The sequence below is a fragment of the Nitrospira sp. ND1 genome (assembly GCF_900170025.1).
GTDB lineage: Bacteria > Nitrospirota > Nitrospiria > Nitrospirales > Nitrospiraceae > Nitrospira_A.
Genome location: NZ_FWEX01000005.1, coordinates 45,410 through 66,330 on the forward strand (window position 1 = coordinate 45,410; position 20,921 = coordinate 66,330).

A 20,921-nucleotide genomic window follows, 5' to 3' on the forward strand; every position below is an offset into this window, starting at 1 on the left:
CGACCCGTCATCGACCGGCTCCGTCTTGATCGGGTTGCGCCTGCGACGCTCCAGGATCCGGGGTCGCAGCCGAAGGCGCGGTCGGGGCTTCCCCCGGAACCTCCTGCTCAGGACAGCAGGCACCACGCACCCGTTCCTTCGCGTTCAATTTGTCGCGTAGTTCTCCGTGGTATCGAGCGCGCGCCGTATACGCATCGGTATCCCACGGAATGTCGCCGTTCCTGTAACGTTCCAGCCACTGGTTGTTCTCGCGCATATCGGCTTGGATCGCGATCATGTCCCCGATGAGATCGAAACAATCCTGCGCAGGAGTGATCTCCACGGCACAGTCGACCGGGGGCAACGGCTGAGGCTCTTTCTGATCCTTCGATATAACGGCCTTCCTCCGCATCGATCCCTTCGCCCCCGAGCCGGCGTCTGCTTGCACGACATGCGTCAGTTCATGCGCCAGCAGGCGGCGACCGCTGATCGACTGTGGATCGAATTGCCCGGTTCGGAACACGACATGCGACCCAACCGTATAGGCCAACGCATTGACGGCCTGCGCCGATTCCGAGGCCGCGGCATCCGCATGCACACGCACGTGGCCGAAGTCGTGCCCGAAGCGCGACTCAAAAAAACCGCGTGTCGGCTGATCCAGCGGATGCCCCGACGACCCCAATACCTCATGTACCAACGGCGGCGCGACGAGAGAAGCAGACTGACCCGGAGCCACGCGTCGTTGCACGACCGCCGATGGGACGCCCGGCGGGTGCGCCGCTGAGGCCTTGGCGCTCTTACACTCCCGCTTGGTGAGGACGAGGAACCCATCCGGGCAGTGGTAGTCATAAAAGCACAAGGGCGTCGCGGCCGGCGGCGTTTCTGTGGAGATTTGTCCTGGTCCCATGCCGACCACGATATCGGTCGCACGGACGATGACTCTCACCACCAGGCCGTCGCTGAAATGCACGAAACAGCCGTAGTTGCCGTTGGCGATCGGCGGCTCGCAGTTGATTTTCTCCACCTTGGCCTGGGATGTCGGCGTGATGTCGTGTTGCACATAATTTTCGGCGGCCCGCTTGCTGATGCTCTGCGGATCGGCGCGCCAGCTCGGGCAGCGACTGCCGCCCTCGTCGGTCGTCCCCTCTTTCGGCTCAGCCCCGTCTGACGCCGGCTGTTCCCCGACCGGTGCCGGTTCTTCAGCGGCGGCGCGGCTCAACAGGCCGCCTGCCCCGGAGAGGCGCCGTTGAATGAGTTGGTCCGACGATCGTTGGCTCGGAGCGGCTCCATCGATCGGCATGCGCATCACCTGCTCCGCCACCCGATCCGCCTCCTGCTCGTATTCATCGCCTGGCTCATTGATGCGCAACTTCGCCTGCGCCGACATGCCGATCAATTTCTTCTTCTCGCATTCCTCGCAGGTACCCGACAACCCGCTGGATCCGCCGCAGGCGCAGGCCCGCTGCAGGAAGCCCGCGTGGCTTCCGACACCGGACTCGGCAGTGGCTCTCTGGTGAATGGTCTGTGTTCTCATGGGCGCTTACGGAATGTCCTTCATTCCACAGTATCGGCGTAGATGAACGATTCCCTCGAAGATCTCGTGGTCACGGTTGTTCGGCATGGACGTCAGCTTCGTGGGAGACAACAACCCCATTTCTTCGCCGACCTGGTGACTTTCTCCCAACTTGATGCCGTGTTTTCGCAACCAGTCGTTCAACAGCTTGACGTCAGTCGTGTCCGCCCCTGCCTTCGACAAGCCTTCACTCTTGAGCCAGACGAAAACGGCTGAGTACCGGCCGTGGGTCTGCCGCATGATCGGGATCGGCATGACCGGAAGACTTCTCGTCGTCGTCATGGGTTCACCTCGGCCTGCCGCTCACGCAATACGACATGGCTCATGGGGCCTGTCGCCCGGGTATACAGTCGGAGGACCTCACCTGTTTGTCCACCGGTCATCTGGGCGGCCGTCTCATGCAGGACGGGGGATTTCGAGGGGCTCGGCTTGGACGCCCATAACTCGCCGGCCGCCGTGCGGAAAGCAATATGAGAGGGCCCGTCCATGGGGCCGCTGAATCCTCGGCCGTAGAGTGCCAGATTTGCTTCACCCTCACTCTCTGTCGGCACCGCCTGAAACTGCGTGGCCATGTAGTAGTCCCAGATGGCTCCCGCCTCGGATTGACCTTTGTTCACCTGCTGCATGTAGGTCTCCAACGGAGACCGGCGCTCTCGCACCGATCGGCCTACCGAGTCGAGGTATTGCCGTGCGAGCCCCCATACCTGGTCCGGTGGATCAATGAGGCCATAGTTGCCGAGCGCCCAACCCAGGCAATTTCCACCGATGTCGCACAGCACCCCGTCCCGCTGTCTGACGATGAACGCCCACGCACCGTTACCCAGGTTGGGATAGGCCCCGAGGTAGTCCTGCGCACTGTCGCGGTATTGCCATGCCGGGCTCTCGGGAGTCACGGCGGCAGGGATCGGCACCAGGTTGAAGAGTTCTCCGCTGATGACGACCTCAAGGCCGACGTCGAGTCCTGTAGAACGGTGCGTTCTTTCATCTTCGTTCCCCGGCTGAGCGGGTCCACTCCGTTGCAGCGTCTCCTGCGGTCCGCTCGAACCTTGCTGCACGACATGGCTCAACTCGTGCGCCAGGAGTCTGCGGCCTTCCACGGTCGATTGGTTGTATCGCCCGGAGGCGAAGACGATATCGCGTCCCACCGTATAGGCTGAGGCATGCACGGCGCGGGCCGATTCCGCAGCACGCTCGTCCGCGTGGATCCGCACATTCCCGAAATCGTGGCCGAACCGCGGCTCGAAGAAGGCGCGCGTGGCACCATTCAGCGGTTGTCCGGGTACGGCCAGCACGTCCTGCACGATCGGGGGCGCGACACCCTCTTTTGTAGCTTCCGATCCACTCAGATGGCGTTGAACCACAGGTGGAGGCGACGATTCCGCCGTGACCTTACCGGGGGCTCCCGGTAGTAGCATCACCTCCCGGGAAACCTGATCGGCCTCCTGCTCGAACCGGTCGCCGATGCTGCCGAGGCGAGGGAGAAGGCCACCTGTGTGGCCGGTTTGCCCCCGGAGGATTCGTTTCGTCTGCCCTGTGACGGTTCGGGCTATCATCTTGGTGCGCCTCACGGTCCTGAATCCGGCCATTGCACAATCGGAATGCGGGACTGGATGAAGTCTAAAAACATTCCGCGCGTGGTGTCGGACCAGCCGGTGCTGGTGAACTCGAAGGTGTCGCGCACGAAGGCATCCGCATCCGCACAATCGCAGTGGCATCGCAACGTCGTGAGGATGCCGCTGATGCTTTCGTACTGACTGAACAGGGCGTCGTGATAGGCAGATTGTAAATTGTCGAGTAAGGCCCCGTAGTCGCCGGCAAGGGTGCGTCGCCGAACCGAGGCGAACGTCGGCTCGAACTCGGCCAGAATGGCGCTGAGTTCGCTCAAGTAAAAGTCGAGAGGGTACTCGGTTCCATTGGCGGCCCGATACAGCGGGGTCGAGCGCGTACAGGAGCCGCCCAAGTCCGGATGAGCGGTGGTGTCGTACCGAATATGCTGCGCCTCATGGACGAGCATTTCCCGAACCCACTGAAGCCAGGCCGCGCGTGGATACCCTCCGACCAGGCGCGGCGATGGAGAAGCCGTTGCCTCCCCGGTCAGCCTCTCCATGTCTTCCGGCACGAACATACAGTAGGCATCGCGAGGACCGGAGAACGGAGGCACGGCGCCGGCCAGGCTCGCGCAGTGCCCGGCGGCTGCCCCGGTGGACGCACCCATGTCGCGATCGATGAGGACGCCGTAGAAGGCAGAGAGGTCGATGCCTTCTGCGGCGGCAAAGGCCTCGACATGCACGGCCCGACTCCCATGTCCGGAAGCCACGACTGCCCCTGGATCTCGTCTGGATTCTTCTGTGCGCGCGGTGCGGCCGGACTCTTCCGCCGCGTATTCCGAGGCATTGAACCGCGCGGGGTCGCCGGAGATCGGCTGGGTACAGGCCCTCCCTGTGACGCATTGACGCTGAATCGTGAAGGCCGCCGGAGTCCCGCCTTGTTGGATCACATGCGTGAGTTCATGCGCCAGGAGCTGCCGCCCGCCGCCCCCGTGGGGCGCGTACTGTCCCTGCGCGAACACGATATGGCGGCCGCTCGTATAGGCCAGGGCCGCCACCGCATCCGCAGACTCCGCCGCCTCGTCGTCGTGATGCACCCGGACCTGCCCGAAGTCATGTCCGAAACGCGGTTCGAAGAAGGCGCGGGTCCCTCCATCCAGCGGACGACCCGGCGACGCGAGGACATCCTTCACGATCGAAGGGGCCGGCCCCGCGCCCGTGCCGGTAAAACCGTCCACACGGCGTCGCACGATCGGCGCCGGGTCACGCTGTTCAGCTTCTGTCGTCGCGTGAGGGTGCGGCATGCGCATCACCTGGGCTGCCACACGGTCGGCTTCCTGTTCGAACGCTTCCTCAGGGTTCCCCATCACGAGTTTCTTCTGTAGCGGCCTCCCCAACAATTTTCGACTCCTGCATTCCTCGCACTCACCGCTCAATCCTGCCGATCCGCCGCACGCGCATTGTCGCTGGATGAGCGAGCCGGACGGCGCGCTACCCGGAGCCTTGGCGGCGGATTGAACGGTGGCCGTTGCGCTCATCGCCCCACACCCTTTGCAATTCCATCAGCCGCGTCGCTCCCCACCTGTCGTGGAGTCGCCTCGCCCGTGCTGGAGATCGAATCGACCCGCAGGCGCGGCACATCGCCCAGGCTCACAAGCCGCTCCGCCATGCCTGGTTCTGCGAACAGCGCCGCCAGCTGTTCCTGCAACCCCTGGGCAACGGCGTGGCGGTCTTCATAGCGCACACCCTTCAACGTCAGGCGATCGATCGTCACGATGACGCGTCTCATACCCACCCCCTGGTCTCTGCATCCGACAGGGGCCGGTCCCGTTTTGCCGCCTCGCTCTGTGCCGCCTGCAGGAGATGTCCCATGCGCAGGGGATGCCTGGCCTGCGCCGCGAGGAAGGCGGCGTTGAGGGCGATGTTTCGGATGCTCCCGCCTGCCATATGCAGCCGCGCCAGCTTGGCGTAATCCAGCCCTTCGACCGGTGCCGACGCTGGAAACATGGTGCGCCAAATGGCTTCCCGCTGCGCGGCATCGGGAAAGGGAAAGTGGACCACAAAGCGCAACCGCCGGTGAAAGGCCTGGTCGAGCGCCGCCTTCATGTTGGTCGTAAGAATCGCCAGCCCGCGATAGGCCTCCATGCGCTGGAGCAAATAACTCACTTCAATGTTGGCGTAGCGATCGTGGCTGTCCTTCACCTCGCTCCGTTTGCCGAACAGCGCGTCGGCTTCGTCGAACAGGAGAATGGCTCCGCTTTCATCCGCCGCATCGAACAAGCGCCGCAAATTCCGTTCCGTCTCGCCGATATACTTGCTGACGACGGCCGAGAGGTCGATGCGGTAGAGATCGAGATTCAGCTCGTTGGCCAACACTTCGGCCGCCATGGTCTTTCCGGTTCCGCTCTCGCCGGCGAAGAGGGCCGTAATGCCGAGCCCCCTCGTACCGTGACTGCCGAACCCCCAGTCCTGATACACGGTCAACCGATGCCGTACCTGGGCGGCCATCGCCCGCAGGGTGGTCTGTTGCGGCACCGACACGATCAGCGCCTCCCAATCGGCGACCGGATCGATCCGTTGCGCGAGGTCATCGAGTTTGGACCGGCCTGCCGTTCGGCAGGCACGCCAGAGCAGCCCCTCCGGTCGTTCGTCCCCTGCCAATCGTTTGCGCACCTGCGCACCCGTGGTCGCGATCGTTCCGGCACTCAAGCGAAACTGCCAGGAAACTCCGTCGAGGGAGCCGTTGACCAGCGCGGCATCCTGACCGAGCGCCTGTTCCCACAAGGCCCGTTGCTCTACCGCCTGCGGCCGGTTCACGACCTGTGGAACTGCCTGCCGCGTGAGCGACGGCAACTCCTGGCCGATCACGAACACCAGACCGCCGAGTTGGTCGATGAAGCTACCCGCCTGTTTCGGCACCTCATGCTCCGCGCACTCCACAAGCAACGCCGCATGGAGCAGAAACGCCTCCCGCTGCCATAACACCGCCAGCGCCTCGATCTCCGACGCGCTGGGCGGCACGAGCGCGGCAGGAAGCATATACAACTGCAGACCCAGTTCCGATGCCACGGAAGCCGCCACATCGCCCTGCCCTTGCAGATCGTCGCCCGTCAAAAGAACGAGGCCCGACGAGGATCGGCCGGCTTCGATTGCGGAGAGGATCGTGGCCACGGTCTGTCGATGGGCGACGGCCAACAACTCGCCTGGTTGTCTGGTACGCAGGAGAGGCCGCAACCGTGGATCGAGATAATTGACGCCTGCCAGATAGTGCAACACGCGCTCGTCGATACGGAGGCGCGCATTCGCCACTCCCAGACTCTCATCGAGTTCCACGAGCCGCCACCGGCGCAACGGTCCCACCGGCGTCAACGCGCTCCAATGCGGCGCTTCGAGTGCGGCCAGGGCCAAGCCGAAGGTGACGGACGACCGATGGCCGGGAGCCAGGGCCTCGCCACAGACACGCGCTAACTCCGAATTCATCTCGACGCCTGCGCAGAGCAACAGCACATCGCGTTCGAAGCGGCTGAGGCCGAACAGGTTGGTGAGGACATCAATGGCGGCCTGTGCGGGTCCTTCCGCATCGATCTCGTCGATAGTGTGGCCGGCGGTCTCCGCAGACTCCCCACCGGTGAGCCTGGCCTTCAGGCGGTCGAACTCACCGACCAAACAACGTTGGTTGGCCTGGACCCAAGTGTCGTACGCGACGCGGTCGCTCATGTGATTGTCACCCGATAATTGAAGAACACCGGCGGCTCGGCCGCACGATCGATCAACGGACTGTCGATGCCATCCACGCGCAACCGGGCCAAATGATCACCGACCGGCGCCTGTTCGAGGATGAACGTAAAGGAGTCCGCCGGGCCGGACCACGATTCAGGCAAGACCTCTCGGCTTCCGAGCAAGAGGGAGACCGATTGTCCGGCTCGAACGTCCGGCGCACAGCCCAGCGTGATGGTCGCCCTGCCGCTTCCATCCCTGGGCACCGTCAGGGGAAGCGCGGTCGTGATGAGAGGGCCGACAATCAGCCCTAGCTGGTTGCTGATCCGGGGCTCGGTCTCCGTCGGACGAACGAGTCGCACAGCCACCCGGTAGAAACCGACGGCCAACGACGGCGGCACGACCACCTGGAGCTGCGAGGCCGAGTCGCCGGCCAAGGCCGCCACCTCGTGCACGATGTCGAATCGAGCATTCGAAAACACCACGGTGCGATTGGTACCGTTGAGGTGATGTCCGGTCAGTTCGACGGTCGCCCCCACGGCGGCGACCGGTTGCCCATCGATCGCCTGCACTGTCTGGATGGTCGGAAACGGGGGCAGGAGATCGGCCTGGACCACCACGCCCCGCTCGAGTTTCGTCACCGGATCGACCGGCCCGCGGGTGAGCACCGGCAATGTCGGCTTCGTCGGCTTCGAGGACTCGATCAACACCACCGTCGCCACATAGGCCGCGGTGGGTCGGTAATGGGACTGCACGGCGGTCCAGAGTTTGGACATCTCTTCGGTGCTGAGGGGATCCGGAACCAGCTTGATCTGTTCCACTTGATCCGCCAGCCCGCATTCGGCCAGAGCCCGCAAGGCCGGCGGCAACGTCGTCTCCACCGACGGAGAAGGATTCAGCGCGGTCGTGATGGCCTTCCGATCTAAGACCGGGGTCTCATGGAGCAACTGCATGGCATAACCCAACAGGATCTCGCTACCCAATTCCTCGGCGCTGTAGGCGCTCACGAGGTAATGAAGATCCAGGGCCAACGGCGGATTGCTGAGCCGTTGCGTGCCCGATCCGTCGCGGGACGGCAAGGCATGATTCCGCCAGCCCGTATTGAATGTGACTTGATGGAGAAATAGATTCAGTTGGGTGCTTTCAGTGCCATTGGCGGGGACCACCCGATCCGGCGGGACGGCGCTCACCGTGACCGTACTGCCGAGCAGGCCGCTGACGTTGTGGTTGATCAAGCCGTCGTTGAGGAGGTCTCGAAGCACGGCTGTGACTCCGGCAATGGCCAACGCGCTGCTCACGCGCCCCTCCCCTGGCGGCGCGCCAAATAGTCGGCCAACGACATCGACGGAGGACGCGCGGCCGATTTTCGCCCGGAGGGCGAGGGCGGAGGCAGAGCGGTGACCTCGATCCGTCCGATCGTCACATGCACGGGAGGCTCGGGAGACGTTAGCCCTGTGGCATCGCCCGGTCGCCCTTGCTGTCTCGTGGACACCAACGAAGGCGGAGTGACGCGTGCCGACATCGGCGTCGCCTGTTGCGCCTCGACTAACCGTGGCGGAGGCGTGATCGCTCTCTCTTGCGCAGCGGTTGCCTCACTGCGCCGTTCCTCCGGCCTTGCATTGTCGCGGGAGAACACACGAGCTGCATGCCGGTCCGATTCGACGATCTGATTGCGCAGGGATACCGGCGGCCCTTCTCCCGGGGCTGCACTTGGGACTGCCGTTACTTTGACGACGGGCGATTCGCTCGACGGCTCCGTCCCGCGCGCCCCTGTTTCCGGCAGAACGATAGACGGCTCATCGACAGGAGCTTCGATGCGCCGTTGCGCATGGAGGAAGGCCGCCAATGGAGGCATCGGAGCAATCGAATGACGCGGCGCCTCGGCCGGTTGGCGCTGCTCACCCGACGAGGCCACCCCGTCGATCACCGGAAGATCGGGCGTCGGCGGCTCCGGCCGATCCATCGCAGGGGCAAACATGGAACGGGTGCGCGGTTGAATCGTAGCGAGCGTTCCGGCCTGTCGTTGGACGAGTCTGGTGAGAAAATCGCTCATGAGAGTGCCATCCCCACATACAGGCGGCGCCGGTGATCGGTCATGCCGAGGATCTCGCCTTCCGTCCAGCCATAGGTGCGCGCCAGCAGATCAATTTCCTGCAGCAACCGCCGGCCTCGCACATGGATCTCGTTCCAGAAAAATCCCGCGATATCGAAGACGCTCTGCCACGCGTGCCCGCAGGCAGCGCACCTCAAGTCGATGAGGATCTCGGCCAACGGATCGAGCTCGCTCAGTCGCGCCGCCAGGGCCGCCTGCAACTCATCCGTCCAATCAGATTCGTCCACCGTGTCAGGTCCGTTGCGCAGGCAACGCGAGAGAATCACACGGCGCGCCCGATCTAAGTCCGAAGCGGCTGCGGCGGCGGCAAGATCCCGGCTGTTCGGCCCGCGCACATCCCACGAGCGCCCCGCTTGCTCCACCCTGTGCCAGGTCGCGTCCGTCATCGAAGCCGATCCCAGCAAACCCTCGCTGGACAGTTCAAATTCGAGTCCGTTGCAGCAGGCAGGACATTCCGCATACCCATCGATGCGATCACCGAAGGTGTTTCGACGGGACTCCAACAACCGCCTATCCCGCTCCCCCACCGTCCACTCGCACAGGGTTTCGAACGGCTCGTCGGGACAGGCATACCGCAGCAGCAACAACGCCTGGTCGAGGGGATGTCGGCCGGCCCCCTGCTCCCAGATGTCGATGACCGCCGCTGCGGAGAGTCCTGACTGGGATCTGTGCGCCATCGTCACGGCTCCGTAAAGGTCGGCTCCGACGGTTCTGTGACTTCATAGTCGCGTTCCCAGCCTTCGTTTTCGAGCTTCAGGGTCTGGATCGCAACCGCATTCGCATTGGCATCGCAGTCAGACTGGGCTTGATACTCCGACACCCAACAACGGAAGACCTTGTAGGCGATGGCCAGTTGTCCCGCCTCGTTGTACAGTTCGATGATGATGTCCTTCCGGAAGTCCTTGAGCGATACTTCCGCGCCCAACCCGGACCCGAAGTTCCAGACCTTGTTCGCCCATTGCTCGAAGGCGGTGTCGTGGGTCACCCCCCGCTCAAGCGTAATGGCTTCATACTTGGTACGGCCGGGGGACTTGCGGCTGGTGCTGGGATCGCCTCCTTCGCGGTGCTCAACCACTTCGGTGGAGCGCTTCAACGAACCGACCTTGCTGACCCCCGCGACGTAACGCCCGTCCCATTTGACCCGGAATTTGAAATTCTTGTAGGGATCGAACCGATGCGTGTTGACGGTAAACTGCGCCATGTTTTCCTCCTCTTAGCAGGATGCTGAAAAAATCCGCACCTTTGTTCTCGCATCGCACAGAGGCTCGACCTACGGGAATAGTACGCCTCGCCCCTGCGCTCGCTGCGGCCGCGGCGGACGGCCTTTTTGAGCATCCTGCGAGTGGTGATAAAATCGTTTCCCTATCCACCCATACACTCATCCGGCCCCGACACCCGGCTGTTCCACAAGCCGCTAGGTCGCGATCTGGCCGGCCATCTGCTGGAGCTTGATGATGACGAACTCCGCAGGCTTGAGCGGGGCGAATCCGACGACGATGTTGACGATGCCGAGGTTGATATCGTTCTGGGTCGTGGTCTCTTTGTCGCACTTCACGAAGTAGGCGTCCCGCGGTGCGGTGCCTTGAAATGCACCCTGCCGAAACAGGTTGTGCATGAAGGCGCCCAGGTTCAGCCTGATCTGCGCCCAGAGGGGCTCATCGTTCGGTTCGAACACCACCCACTGCGTCCCGCGATAGAGACTTTCTTCGAGGAACAGGGCCAGCCGACGAACCGGCACATACTTGTATTCATCCGCCGCCGCATCGGCGCCCCGCATGGTCCGGGAACCCCATACCACTCGACCGTGGACCGGGAATGTCCGGAGACAATTGATACCCAGCGGATTCAAGAGTCCGTTCTCCGCATCCGTCATATCGAGCTGCAGCCCGGCGACGCCGCTCAACGAGGCGTCGAGCCCCGCCGGCGCCTTCCACACTCCGCGTTGGCTGTCCGTTCTCGCCATCACACCGGCAATCACGCCACAGGGCACGAAGGTCTCTACTTGTCCCCCAAGCTGTGAATCGGCCTGCTTGATGCGCGGGAAGTAGATCGCCGCGTTGCGCGCCATATCGCCGTTCAGGTTCATCCCGGGTGCCCCCGACTGTGCAGCGCCCACCGTCGCCCAGGCCGCCTTCGGATCGACGATCAGCATGGCCCGCCGCTTGACACAGTAGCTGAGCGCCTCCTGATACACGTCATCCGGCACATCCCCGCCGCGCGCGTCGGGCAGGATACAGAGCAGGTTGAAGAGATCTATTTTTTCCAGCTGGTAGAGTCCGGTTTTACCGGTTTGGCTTCCTTTGTAGGCCGCCGCATCGAGCACGGCGCTCTCGACGGCAATGTCTGCCGGAGCCGCATTCTTCGCGGGCGTGGATTTCGTGGTGGAAGTCCAGACGTCGGCATCCGCCGACGTCCCGGCATGGGCCGTGGGCGAGCTATTCGACGGCATCGTCGTCGTAACACGGACCAGATTCGATTCCGCCAGGAGCACACGGTCCGCGCGACGCGCGCTTTCCTTCGTCGTGAGATTCAGGAATGTTTCCGTGATACCGGTGCCCCCGTCGCGCACAATCAAGTCGAACAGATCGGCGGGTGCCACGCCGAGCCGGGTGGCGACGGCGATCAGATTGGGATCAGTCACGGACTTCTTCTCGACCCGCGCGCGAACCTGCATGCCCCACGCGCCTTCCGATGCAGCCTGCAACGTCAGGTTCGGCACTTCATAGGTCGCCTTCGCGGCACTCCCCGCGGTTGCCTTATAGAGACGCACGATCACGGCTTGTCCACCGCCGTTCAGAAAAAAGTCACGCACGGCGTAGCTCAAGGTCATATCGCGATGCAGTCCGCCGAAGATCCGCTCGTAATCCGAAAAACTCGTGATCGTCACCGGTTGATCGGCCGGGCCGCGCACGGCCTTTCCCAGAAACCCCGTGATCGACGTGGCGACTCCGGTGATCGTGCGCACCCCGCTCGGCAGCTCCTCGATGTACACACCCGGATAGGTTGGTTGCACTGGCATACTCATCCTCCTCGGCTTAGGACGTTCGCGTCTCGTTTCCGTCCTGTGTCAGAAATGTTCGTATCTCCTTCAGGTGCGCATGATTCAGGCTATAGATCGGCTGATTCGACGTGTCGCGTTTCAGGACCCAACCTTGCGCAACCAGCTTGTCCAACGCCTCGATCGCGAGACGTTCAGCACCTTCATCCAGGCACGGTGCGGTGATCCACCAATTCAGCACCCCTTCCTGGGTGTCTTTCGCGCCAGGATGATGAATCAGGTAGTCGAGAATGCTGCGCCTGAACTCTGCATCGTGCTCTTCCATCAGGCCTGATCCCCGGAGCCCCACTCCATCACGGCACTCCTGCGGGAGTGAGCAAGAGCAATGCCATTAGGGAGAATCCCGTTTCCTGCGTTTTAAAGGGAATCGAACAGGTGTAATCGGAGGGCGCGGCATTCCTGCCGCAGCAGCACGGTGATACAAAGTTTGAAACGGCCTTGAAAATCAGGGCGATGGCCGGTGCGGCAAAACTACCGCGGTGGTGAGGAACTTAGGCGCGGCCGTCGAACGGTGTCTGAAAGGGCGACGGACAATCGCGCGAGGAATCGGTCGGATCGTTCTGAAACGCTTCTCGATCGATCCCGTATTTTCGAAGAAGTCGTTGAAAACTGCGCCGCTCCTTGCCTGCCGCTTTGGCCGCATGCGTCACATTTCCCCGGAATGTCACCAGGGTCTTCACGAGATAGGCCCGCTCGACATCCATGGTCGCGGAGGTTTTGGCCGCGCGAAGCGAACCATCCAGACAGGGGGTCTTGGGCGCCTCCCCCGCACACTCGATATCCTGCGCCTGAATCGTCGCGGACCCGCACATGACGACGGCTCGCTGGAGCGTACTCTCCAACTCCCGCACATTCCCCGGCCAGGCATACGCGAGCAATTTCTGGATGGCGTCTTCGGACAACCGTCGCGGGCCTTGTCCATCCGCTCGCCGGAAGCGCTGGAGAAATCGGTCGGCCAGCAAGGGAATGTCTTCCACACGCTCCCGCAGAGGCGGCACCACCAGCGACAACACATTGAGTCGGTGGAAGAGATCCTCGCGAAACTGCCGCTCCGTCACGGCCTGCCGCAGATCATGATTGGATGCCGCGATGATCCGCACATGCGCCAGCTTCGTGCGCGAACAGCCCAACGGCCGATACTCCCGGTATTGCACGAAGCGCAGCAGCTTCGCCTGCGCGTATGGATTCAGCGCATCGACCTCGTCGAGGAACAACGTTCCCCCCTCAGCCTCCAGGACCAGCCCGCCCTGTTCGTTGGCTGCACTCGTATAGGCGCCCTTCACATGCCCGAACAATTCATTTTCAAACAACTGATCGGGCAGCGCGGCACAATTGATCGGAATAAACGCGTGGTCCTTCCTGGCGCTGGAGTAGTGAATTGCACGTGCAAACACTTCCTTCCCGGTCCCGGTTTCACCCTGCAGCAGCACCGTCGCATCCACATCGGCGAAGAGGGGAATTTTTTCAACCTGTGTCTGAAAGATAGAACTCTCTCCCACAAGCGAATCGATCCTCACGCGCTGAGACCGACCGATACCATGTGGTGTTGAACTCCGTCCGGCTACGAGGACTCGCCCGATTCGCAGGGCCAATTCGTCTCCATCGACCGGGCACAAGACAAAATCATTCAACTCCGCCGGAACTCCGTTCAGGAGCAGTGGACGGCGGCCATGCTCCGCTGCAAACAATCCTAGTATCGGCACATCCGGCCAACGACCGGCCACATCGGTCAGCCTCTGCGCCGATAAACGATCAGTAGATGGGTGGTGAAACAGCAGCACGTGCGGAGAGCGCGGAAGCGTTGCGGAAGGATCCGACACCCGGTGGAACTCTATGGTCCCTCCAGGCAGTGCACGTTGCAAAACGTTTACAAGGTGAGACTCATCGAACCAGGCATGATACTGATTGTCCGAAGTGACCAAGAGGATTCTGATGAAGTCCTTCATCCGACTCACCCTTTGCTGCGAGAAGCTTATCTACGTTCAGCCGGCGACCGGCCTGTAGACACAAACCGCCTTTCTACGTAAATGTGCACCATTCGTACCATCCGATGTGCGCTGTGCAAACGCATGTATCAGAACGAGACACCATCGACAAACCCCGCTCGAAATACATATTCTGAATGCACCGGGTTGCGAGATGAGTGGCTTCCATCGCAGATGACCATACTGCTGGCATCTTCATGTATGTGATTCGATACAGTCCCTCGTGATTTTGGATACAGTCCGCACCACCGGTCAGCATCGCCCGCTCTTATAACACAGGACGCCGAACCTGACCATGCACCCGCGGGATAGACCGCTCGATTCTCCACGCGTAGAATGCACGCTCGCACGGGTGATGAACAGTTCGACACCATCTACGTATTCCCAAGCGTCTTTAGCACGACAGCGGAGAACCACATGGCCTATGACAGAGGATCCAGAGATGTCGCACCTAGCACGGGGCACTAGCGCAGGAGGAGCTTTCGAACAGCATCGGTCCTGGTCCTTCCTACTTATGCTCCTCTTATTTTGTGGAGGCTGTTCGGAGGTCCGGGACAGTCATGAACTGCTGCACAGCCTGCTCTGGATGCGCACGTCTGCTGAGTACCATGTCCTCAGTGTCATGACCTATCAACGAGCGAGGGACGCGCTGGATCGCGCGTTGATCGACACGCGCTCAACAGCCAGTATCGAACAGACCGGAGACTTTCAACACCTGCCTCCCGCCGTGATCCTGGATCTCGACGAAACAGTGCTGGACAACAGCCCCTTCGAGGCGCGGTTGATTGCACAGCGCACCACTTTCAATCAGCCGATGTGGGAACAATGGGTACAGGAAGCCTCCGCGCAAGCGGTGCCGGGAGTCCTGGAATTTATCGCCGAGGCTCGCAAGAAAGGGGTCGCCTTGTTCTTCGTCTCGAACCGCGGGGCTCACCAGGAATCCTCAACCAGGCGCAACCTCGAGAAACTCGGCATTCACCTTCCGATCGATCCCGATGCCCTGCTGCTCGAAGGTGAACCTCCGTTCCGGTGGCCGCCGAACAAATCGAGCCGGAGGCGATACCTGGCCGAGCGGTACCGGATCCTGCTCCTCATCGGGGACGATCTGGGAGATTTTGTCGACGGGGCACGGGACAAGCCGGAGAATCGAATCGCATTGGCCAGACAACACGACCATCGGTGGGGAAGGTCGTGGTTTCTCCTTCCCAATCCGATGTACGGTACCTGGGAAACATCGCTCACTCCACCGGGTCTCTCCGACACCGATCGGTTGACCTTCAAGCGGGAGCTGATACGCAACGTTCCTTAGCACACCTTCCTGTCTTTCTCCTGCATAGGACAGATGAGTTCAGCCGATGCACATCACGGGCATGACCCAAAATGGAACATCGAATGCAGCATCCAAGAAAACTGCTCCCGGAGGGTTGACAGCTGGAAGGTGAATAATGTGTACTCCGTTCTGGTCACGAATTCCTACACCATAGGATCCCGAGTGACCGGAACAACCAGAGCTCTCAGCTTGCACCAATTCCCGATTCACTCACAACCGGGACATTGGCCATCCTGACAGTCAGTTCAACCAATTTCGACATGTACGTCCCGCGCATCAGCGCAGGGTGGGAACTGCCCAATTCCTGCTCTGGCCTCGGTAATTGAAGTGATGAATACGATCGCAGCACAACAACAGAGCGGTTTCACGAGGAGGACGTCGTTGGATGACCCGCGCTGATAAGCAGATGACGTCCTGCTCGCCGAATCTCGATTTCCTCCGGGCGAGTGCGGTTTTAATCGTCTATTTTTTTCATCTCTTCATCACGACGAACACCCGGTTGCCTGATTATCTCGGCCAGTTTGGCGTGCTGCTCTTCTTCGTCCATACCAGTCTCGTCTTGATGTTCTCGCTGGAGCGGATCGAAGCAACAGGGGGCAGCTTCTTTCTGACCTTTTATCTCCGCCGGCTGTTTCGCATCTATCCCCTCAGTATCTTCTGTGTCTCCGTGATCGTCCTCTTTCAACTGCCCCGCGCTCCCTGGTGGCCCTGGTCCAACCCGGACCTGTCGACCATCCTGGCCAATCTGTTCCTCTATACGGAGTTCATGTACAAACCAGTGGTCACCTCCGTCCTCTGGAGTCTCCCCTATGAGGTGGCCATGTACATGGTGCTGCCGTTCCTCTATCTCGCTGGGAAGGCCTATGGCGTTCGTGGAATTTTCGTACTCTGGTGCGTCGCTGTCGTTGGTGCGATTGCCCAGCCTTACGTGTCAAGCCGCCTCGGGGCGGCCCAATATGCGCCCTGCTTCATCGCCGGCGTGGCCAGCTACTTCCTGGGGTTCGGGATGCAACGATTCCGGCTCCCGTTTATCGGTTGGCCTCTCACTCTGCTCATAGCCGGCGCTATCTTGGGGTATGGAAATCACTCCGAACATGAGATCACCGCCCAGTGGGCCCTGTGCGTGCTGATTGGTGTGACCGCGCCGTTCTTTGCCGAGCTCCAGCTACCGGCAATGCGCAAGGCCTGCGCCCTGATTGCGCGATACTCGTATGGCATCTACCTCACGCATTTACATGCCCAGTGGACCGCGTTTGTCTTGCTGAAGGACTCCCCCTCGGCGGTACGCTATTCGGTGCTCGTCGTCCTGAGCGTCGGTCTGCCAGTTGCCCTCTATCACCTGATCGAAGCCCCGATGGTCAGGATGGGAGCCAGCTTGGCCCAGCGGTTACCAAGAACTTCCGCACAATCCTCCAAGCCGACTCCCGCTCAACGGCCATTGCCCGTCTCAGCAACCGCCGCCCCGCACACACCCCTACACGCGGCAGCGCGGCCGCGCGCAGCCCACGCGCCCGATCATCGTCACTCCAAAACCGCACCTGCTCGTGTCTCCGCAAGTTGACCGGTTTCTCGCAGCCGAACGCTTCGGCGCATCGACCGTATGAGCCTGCAACAGATGACGGCAAACCGATTCATCGCTGCCCCACGCCTTTTCCTCGCTCGATTCAACGTTCCAGGGCAAGATAGGGCAAGAATGGAGACTATCTATTTGGGACAGCTGCCTGAATGACCCCATAAACCATTCTCCCCATCATCGTCGTTCCTCTCCAATCGAGCGCATCGTGCGCATGTATCGCAAAGTTGGCCAACGAGCAAGCAGGCTGATCTGGAAACAACACCCGACTTCTCAGCATTCTCCCGTTCACATCCCAGTTCCCCCTGCTCTGCTGTCAGCCTCGTTTCGGGCAGCGTAATACTTGCATTTCTCCCTGCGCCCCAACGAATCTCTTGCCTCATTTTTCCGGTTATGGGATAAGCGCAAGCAGTTCGTGACGGCCACAAGTCGAACCGCCGCCGCTCGTCACTCGTGAAGCGTATCTCGTTTCAACTTCGCTCACCTCACGCTTCACGAGACACGAGCTACAGGATCACATGAATCGATTGCGCTCGGTCTGACGAGCGAAGTGGGGGCACACCATGGCGCACAAAAAATCAGGCACAGTGAGCTGGTCGACAACAGAGGGCTGGGACGTTCGTGCTACGGAACAGGCTCGTGGAGGGCGTCGAGCAGCGGGCGAGGTACCTGACCCCTTCGTGGCCAACCTCACCGCCACCAAGCGCTGGGAAGTCGAGCAAACCCTCACCGCGATGCCGAAGTCCAGACGAGGCGAGGCGACTCCGGCTCCCCTCACCCTGGATGTCGAAGGCGCTCCTGACGACGCGTACATCGTGATGACGCGATACAACTCCGGAGCCATCCGCTTCCACATGCCGACGGAACCGGCTCGACGCGGCATTCGACGAGGCGGGAAGAGAATCTATCGGTTCTCGATCCCGGTGCCGGCCGCGCCCATCGCCGAAGCAGGCGGCCGCCGCGGATTCATCAGCGCGGCGATCAAGGCCGTCGTGCTCAAAGTGGCAGGGAAAATTGCCGACTTTGCGCTCTCGAAACTCGCGCTGCTGTGGGAAACCGCCACGTGGAAATTGAAAAAACAACGAGAAGGGTGGCTGTCCATAACCGCCGACAGTCTCGGCGGAGAATCAGGCCTGCCTGCCGCAGACTTGCAGACGTTGAGCGCATCGGAGCGGAATCTTCTGTTCATCCACGGGACCTTTTCCAGCACCAAAGCAGCCTTCCGCTCGCTGGCGCAGACCCCGGGCAGCAACGGCAGGACATTTTTTGAAGAACTGCAGGCTGTGTATGGCAATCGCATCTATGGATTTGATCACTTCACCCTGAGTCGCACGCCGCAAGAAAACGTGCAAATGTTGCTCGAAGCCCTCCCCGCTCGCCCGACGACCTTCGACGTGATCACCCATTCGCGCGGTGGCCTGGTCCTGCGGCATGTGGTGGAACGTCGCGACCTCTTCGGCTCGCTGGCTGACCGGTTTGTACTGGGCCGGGCCGTGCTCGTCGCCAGCCCGAACGAAGGCACCCCGCTCGCCTCACCCGATCATGTGACCCAGTACACCAGCTGGCTGTCCAACGTCCTGGAATTATTTCCCGACAATCCCTACACCACCGGCGTAGAATTTGTCAGCGAAGCCCTCTCCTGGATCGCCCGCCGTCTGGTGGGCGGGCTACCGGGATTGGCCTCGATGGACAATAAGGGTGACATCATCCAGGCGTTGCAGGCCACCCCAAACCCTCCCAACGAGACCTACTCGGCTCTGGTCGCCAATTACGAACCGGACGCGGGGGTGCTGCAGCGAATCATCGATGCGGGAGCCGACTTATTCTTTCCGACGGCCAACGATCTGGTCGTGCCGACCGAAGGCGGGTGGCGGGTGGACGTCGGAAGCGGTGGGACGGTGACGATTCCGGGCACTCGCGTCGGCTGCTTTGGATTAGGTGGAAACCTGATGCAGCAGAAGGCGGTGAACCATGTGAACTTCTTCGACGATCCGGGCACGGTAGACTTTTTGGTGCGCGCCCTGCGCGGGGAGGCCCAGCCTGCCGCACCGATCGACATCGAGCACGACCTGCCATCCGGCAAGCGGCGGGGCGCCGTTCGCACCGAAGCGCGGCCCACCATCGCGGCCGGTCCTGCACTTCAGCAACCGGCGACGATCTCCCCAACTGTGGCTGCGACTCCTGCCTCCAAGGCAGTCCCGCCCATTGTATCCCTGACGCAGAGCTCCGAGCCTGACGACGTGTTCCAACTCGCCCTCATCGATCCCGACCCGCGCGATGCGGTCGCAACGCTTATCGCCACCTTCCGCAATGCGCGGGTGATGGAAACCGTGCACATCGGGACGGGCAGCACTGCGGGCACAGCCCGCGGCAAACAGGATCACACATCGGCGCAATGGAAAAACATCGATGCCATGCAACAGCACATCCACGGCTACATCGACGGCGATCCGCGCTATCCTCAACTGCCCGGCGAGAAAGACCTCCAGCAATTCGGCGGCGCATTGTTCAATGCGCTCTTTCCTGACCAGGTCCGCCGTCTCTACGATGCCGCCCGGTCTGAACAGGTCACGCAACGGCTCAACCTGATCTTTACTTCGGACAATCATTGGCTCGCCAGACAGGCGTGGGAATTCATCTACGATCCCGATCGCAGAACCTTCCTGGCGCTCGAGGAGGTGAATTTCACCCGCAACGTGCTCACATCCATTCCCGCCGAACGCATACCGGCTCGAACCGGCCCTATGCGCATCCTGGTGGTCGTCGCACAGCCGTTGGGATTGGGCGCCTTGTCCGTCGAGGAAGAAACAGACGTCATTCGCAGCGGATTCCGGCGGCTTCTCGACGCGAAACTGGCGGACGTGGAACTTCTGCTCGACGCCACGCCTGAGCTGTTACATCGAACACTCGAAGGCGCCGCCGCGCCGTTCGACATTCTGCACTTCATCGGACATGGCGAATATCGGGAGCAGGACGACTGCGGCTATCTCCTCTTCGAAAATGCCGAGGGCGGCGTGCATGAACTGGATTCAACCACGCTCCGGCAGATCGTGTGCCGGCGCGGCATTCGTCTGGTGTGTCTGAACGCCTGCGAGACCGGACAGGGGGGGCGAGAAGACTTCAGCCGCGGTGTGGCGCAGGCCTTGATCGCCGGCGGCGTCCCGGCCGTCGTCGCCAACCAATACCCTGTGCTGGACGTGTCGGCGACATCCTTTTCCCGCCACTTCTATTGGGCGCTGGCCATGGGCCAGTCCATCGGCGATGCGGCGCGCGAAGCGCGGGTGGCGGTCAATTATTCGATTTCCGGAGAAGCCATCGATTGGGCCGTGCCGGTCGTGTTTGCGCGCAACCCGGCCCAGCGCATTTGTGTTCCAAGACCGGCCGCCGAGTATGAACGCACCCGGGCAGCCTCGGAACGACAGCGCAGACGCGCCATGCAGGACCGGATCAAGATCGGCATGTGGAACGCGCATCGCATGATTCCCCACCTCCCCGCGATTTGCGATCGTCTGACAAAAATGCAGGATGTCTATTCGTTTGAAACCGTCTCGTTCCCTGCGCCGATCGGCACCTGGCGGCGTGAACAGGACGAAGACCAGGCCTACGTGGTCGCCGAAACCCTCTATGAGCGGCTGAAAAACAAGCCAAGAGAACTGGGCCTGGATCGACTTGTCTGCATGATCAACTTCCCGCTCAGGAGCGGGAAGAAGAAAAATCTCTACTATTGGCCACTCGAACCGGGAAAGGGCGAGCGCCTCTCCATCGTGTCCACGTTCGACCTGCTCGATCAGTTGACGGGTCCTGAATTTACGGTCGAACGGATGATGGCCCACCTGGCGGCTGCCGTGGTGGCGGACCTCATCCCCCATCTTCCAGACGTGGGACCGGCCGATTGCCCGTTTTTCTACAACAAGGACCGCGACATTCGCTCGATTGCCGGTCGCCTGCGGTTCTGCGCGGCTTGTCGGAGACAGTGCAAGAAACAGGAGGATCAGAATCGCCTTAGGATTGCCGAGCGGCTCCTGGCGGCCTATCCGTAAGTGTCG

The 20,921-nt window shown here is 61.6% G+C and carries 16 protein-coding genes; 3 read left to right on the forward strand and 13 right to left on the reverse strand.

The features are described from left to right. Positions 1 to 7: 7 nt before the first annotated feature. From NSND_RS21420 to NSND_RS00520, 13 genes are all read right to left on the reverse strand, one after another. The gene (locus NSND_RS21420; protein ID WP_200810442.1) at positions 8 to 1,513 is read right to left on the reverse strand and encodes an eCIS core domain-containing protein; all 1,506 of its coding nucleotides are present in this window, start codon (positions 1,511 to 1,513) and stop codon (positions 8 to 10) included. Between the two features lie 6 nt (positions 1,514 to 1,519). Then, a complete protein-coding gene (locus tag NSND_RS00465; protein WP_080877103.1) occupies positions 1,520 to 1,834 on the reverse strand; it encodes a hypothetical protein in 315 nt (104 codons plus the stop codon). Continuing rightward, positions 1,831 to 3,105 carry an eCIS core domain-containing protein gene (locus NSND_RS00470; RefSeq protein WP_200810443.1) on the reverse strand — a complete coding sequence of 425 codons (1,275 nt, stop codon included), beginning with the start codon at positions 3,103 to 3,105 and terminating at the stop codon, positions 1,831 to 1,833. The genes NSND_RS00465 and NSND_RS00470 overlap by 4 nt, the downstream gene beginning before the upstream one ends. 11 nt (positions 3,106 to 3,116) lie before the next feature. Further along, a complete protein-coding gene (locus NSND_RS21425; RefSeq protein WP_200810444.1) occupies positions 3,117 to 4,637 on the reverse strand; it encodes an eCIS core domain-containing protein in 1,521 nt (506 codons plus the stop codon). Continuing rightward, on the reverse strand, positions 4,634 to 4,888 hold the full coding sequence (locus NSND_RS00480; RefSeq protein ID WP_080877105.1) for a hypothetical protein: 255 nt from the start codon (positions 4,886 to 4,888) through the stop codon (positions 4,634 to 4,636). The genes NSND_RS21425 and NSND_RS00480 overlap by 4 nt, the downstream gene beginning before the upstream one ends. Next, positions 4,885 to 6,816 (reverse strand): ATP-binding protein, encoded by a 1,932-nt coding sequence (locus NSND_RS00485; RefSeq protein ID WP_080877106.1) that lies wholly within the window; start codon positions 6,814 to 6,816, stop codon positions 4,885 to 4,887. Before NSND_RS00485 ends, NSND_RS00480 begins: the two co-directional genes overlap by 4 nt. Then, positions 6,813 to 8,114 (reverse strand): Pvc16 family protein, encoded by a 1,302-nt coding sequence (locus tag NSND_RS00490; RefSeq protein WP_080877107.1) that lies wholly within the window; start codon positions 8,112 to 8,114, stop codon positions 6,813 to 6,815. The genes NSND_RS00485 and NSND_RS00490 overlap by 4 nt, the downstream gene beginning before the upstream one ends. Further along, entirely contained in the window at positions 8,111 to 8,869 is a 759-nt protein-coding gene (locus tag NSND_RS00495) for a hypothetical protein (RefSeq protein WP_080877108.1), read from the reverse strand. Before NSND_RS00495 ends, NSND_RS00490 begins: the two co-directional genes overlap by 4 nt. After that, positions 8,866 to 9,606, reverse strand: coding sequence for a hypothetical protein (locus NSND_RS00500; RefSeq protein WP_080877109.1), 741 nt, complete (start codon positions 9,604 to 9,606; stop codon positions 8,866 to 8,868). The genes NSND_RS00495 and NSND_RS00500 overlap by 4 nt, the downstream gene beginning before the upstream one ends. Positions 9,607 to 9,608: 2 nt before the next feature. Further along, a complete protein-coding gene (locus NSND_RS00505) occupies positions 9,609 to 10,130 on the reverse strand; it encodes a phage tail protein (RefSeq protein WP_013248757.1) in 522 nt (173 codons plus the stop codon). Between the two features lie 213 nt (positions 10,131 to 10,343). Then, positions 10,344 to 11,948, reverse strand: coding sequence for a phage tail sheath C-terminal domain-containing protein (locus NSND_RS00510; RefSeq protein WP_080877110.1), 1,605 nt, complete (start codon positions 11,946 to 11,948; stop codon positions 10,344 to 10,346). A 16-nt stretch (positions 11,949 to 11,964) separates the two neighbouring features. Next, a complete protein-coding gene (locus NSND_RS00515) occupies positions 11,965 to 12,252 on the reverse strand; it encodes a hypothetical protein (protein WP_080877111.1) in 288 nt (95 codons plus the stop codon). Between the two features lie 226 nt (positions 12,253 to 12,478). Further along, entirely contained in the window at positions 12,479 to 13,711 is a 1,233-nt protein-coding gene (locus NSND_RS00520) for a sigma-54 interaction domain-containing protein (protein ID WP_159450548.1), read from the reverse strand. A 775-nt stretch (positions 13,712 to 14,486) separates the two neighbouring features. On the opposite strand from NSND_RS00520, the gene NSND_RS00525 reads away from it, so the two are divergent. The 3 genes from NSND_RS00525 (at position 14,487) to NSND_RS00535 (ending at position 20,915) form a co-directional block, all read left to right on the forward strand. After that, positions 14,487 to 15,281, forward strand: coding sequence for a 5'-nucleotidase, lipoprotein e(P4) family (locus NSND_RS00525; RefSeq protein WP_235000120.1), 795 nt, complete (start codon positions 14,487 to 14,489; stop codon positions 15,279 to 15,281). A gap of 406 nt (positions 15,282 to 15,687) precedes the next feature. After that, positions 15,688 to 16,863, forward strand: coding sequence for an acyltransferase family protein (locus NSND_RS00530; protein ID WP_080877114.1), 1,176 nt, complete (start codon positions 15,688 to 15,690; stop codon positions 16,861 to 16,863). A gap of 692 nt (positions 16,864 to 17,555) precedes the next feature. Beyond that, positions 17,556 to 20,915, forward strand: coding sequence for a CHAT domain-containing protein (locus tag NSND_RS00535; RefSeq protein WP_159450550.1), 3,360 nt, complete (start codon positions 17,556 to 17,558; stop codon positions 20,913 to 20,915). Positions 20,916 to 20,921 lie beyond the last annotated feature (6 nt).

Coding starts and splice junctions, on each gene's coding strand:
- NSND_RS21425 (WP_200810444.1), bottom strand. CDS start 4,637: ATGAGCGCAACGGCCACCGTTCAATCCGCCGCCAAGGCTCCGGGTAGC.
- NSND_RS00495 (WP_080877108.1), bottom strand. CDS start 8,869: ATGAGCGATTTTCTCACCAGACTCGTCCAACGACAGGCCGGAACGCTC.
- NSND_RS00515 (WP_080877111.1), bottom strand. CDS start 12,252: ATGGAAGAGCACGATGCAGAGTTCAGGCGCAGCATTCTCGACTACCTG.
- NSND_RS00530 (WP_080877114.1), top strand. CDS start 15,688: ATGACCCGCGCTGATAAGCAGATGACGTCCTGCTCGCCGAATCTCGAT.
- NSND_RS00465 (WP_080877103.1), bottom strand. CDS start 1,834: ATGACGACGACGAGAAGTCTTCCGGTCATGCCGATCCCGATCATGCGG.
- NSND_RS00485 (WP_080877106.1), bottom strand. CDS start 6,816: ATGAGCGACCGCGTCGCGTACGACACTTGGGTCCAGGCCAACCAACGT.
- NSND_RS00505 (WP_013248757.1), bottom strand. CDS start 10,130: ATGGCGCAGTTTACCGTCAACACGCATCGGTTCGATCCCTACAAGAAT.
- NSND_RS00500 (WP_080877109.1), bottom strand. CDS start 9,606: ATGGCGCACAGATCCCAGTCAGGACTCTCCGCAGCGGCGGTCATCGAC.
- NSND_RS21420 (WP_200810442.1), bottom strand. CDS start 1,513: ATGAGAACACAGACCATTCACCAGAGAGCCACTGCCGAGTCCGGTGTC.
- NSND_RS00525 (WP_235000120.1), top strand. CDS start 14,487: ATGCTCCTCTTATTTTGTGGAGGCTGTTCGGAGGTCCGGGACAGTCAT.
- NSND_RS00510 (WP_080877110.1), bottom strand. CDS start 11,948: ATGCCAGTGCAACCAACCTATCCGGGTGTGTACATCGAGGAGCTGCCG.
- NSND_RS00480 (WP_080877105.1), bottom strand. CDS start 4,888: ATGAGACGCGTCATCGTGACGATCGATCGCCTGACGTTGAAGGGTGTG.
- NSND_RS00470 (WP_200810443.1), bottom strand. CDS start 3,105: ATGATAGCCCGAACCGTCACAGGGCAGACGAAACGAATCCTCCGGGGG.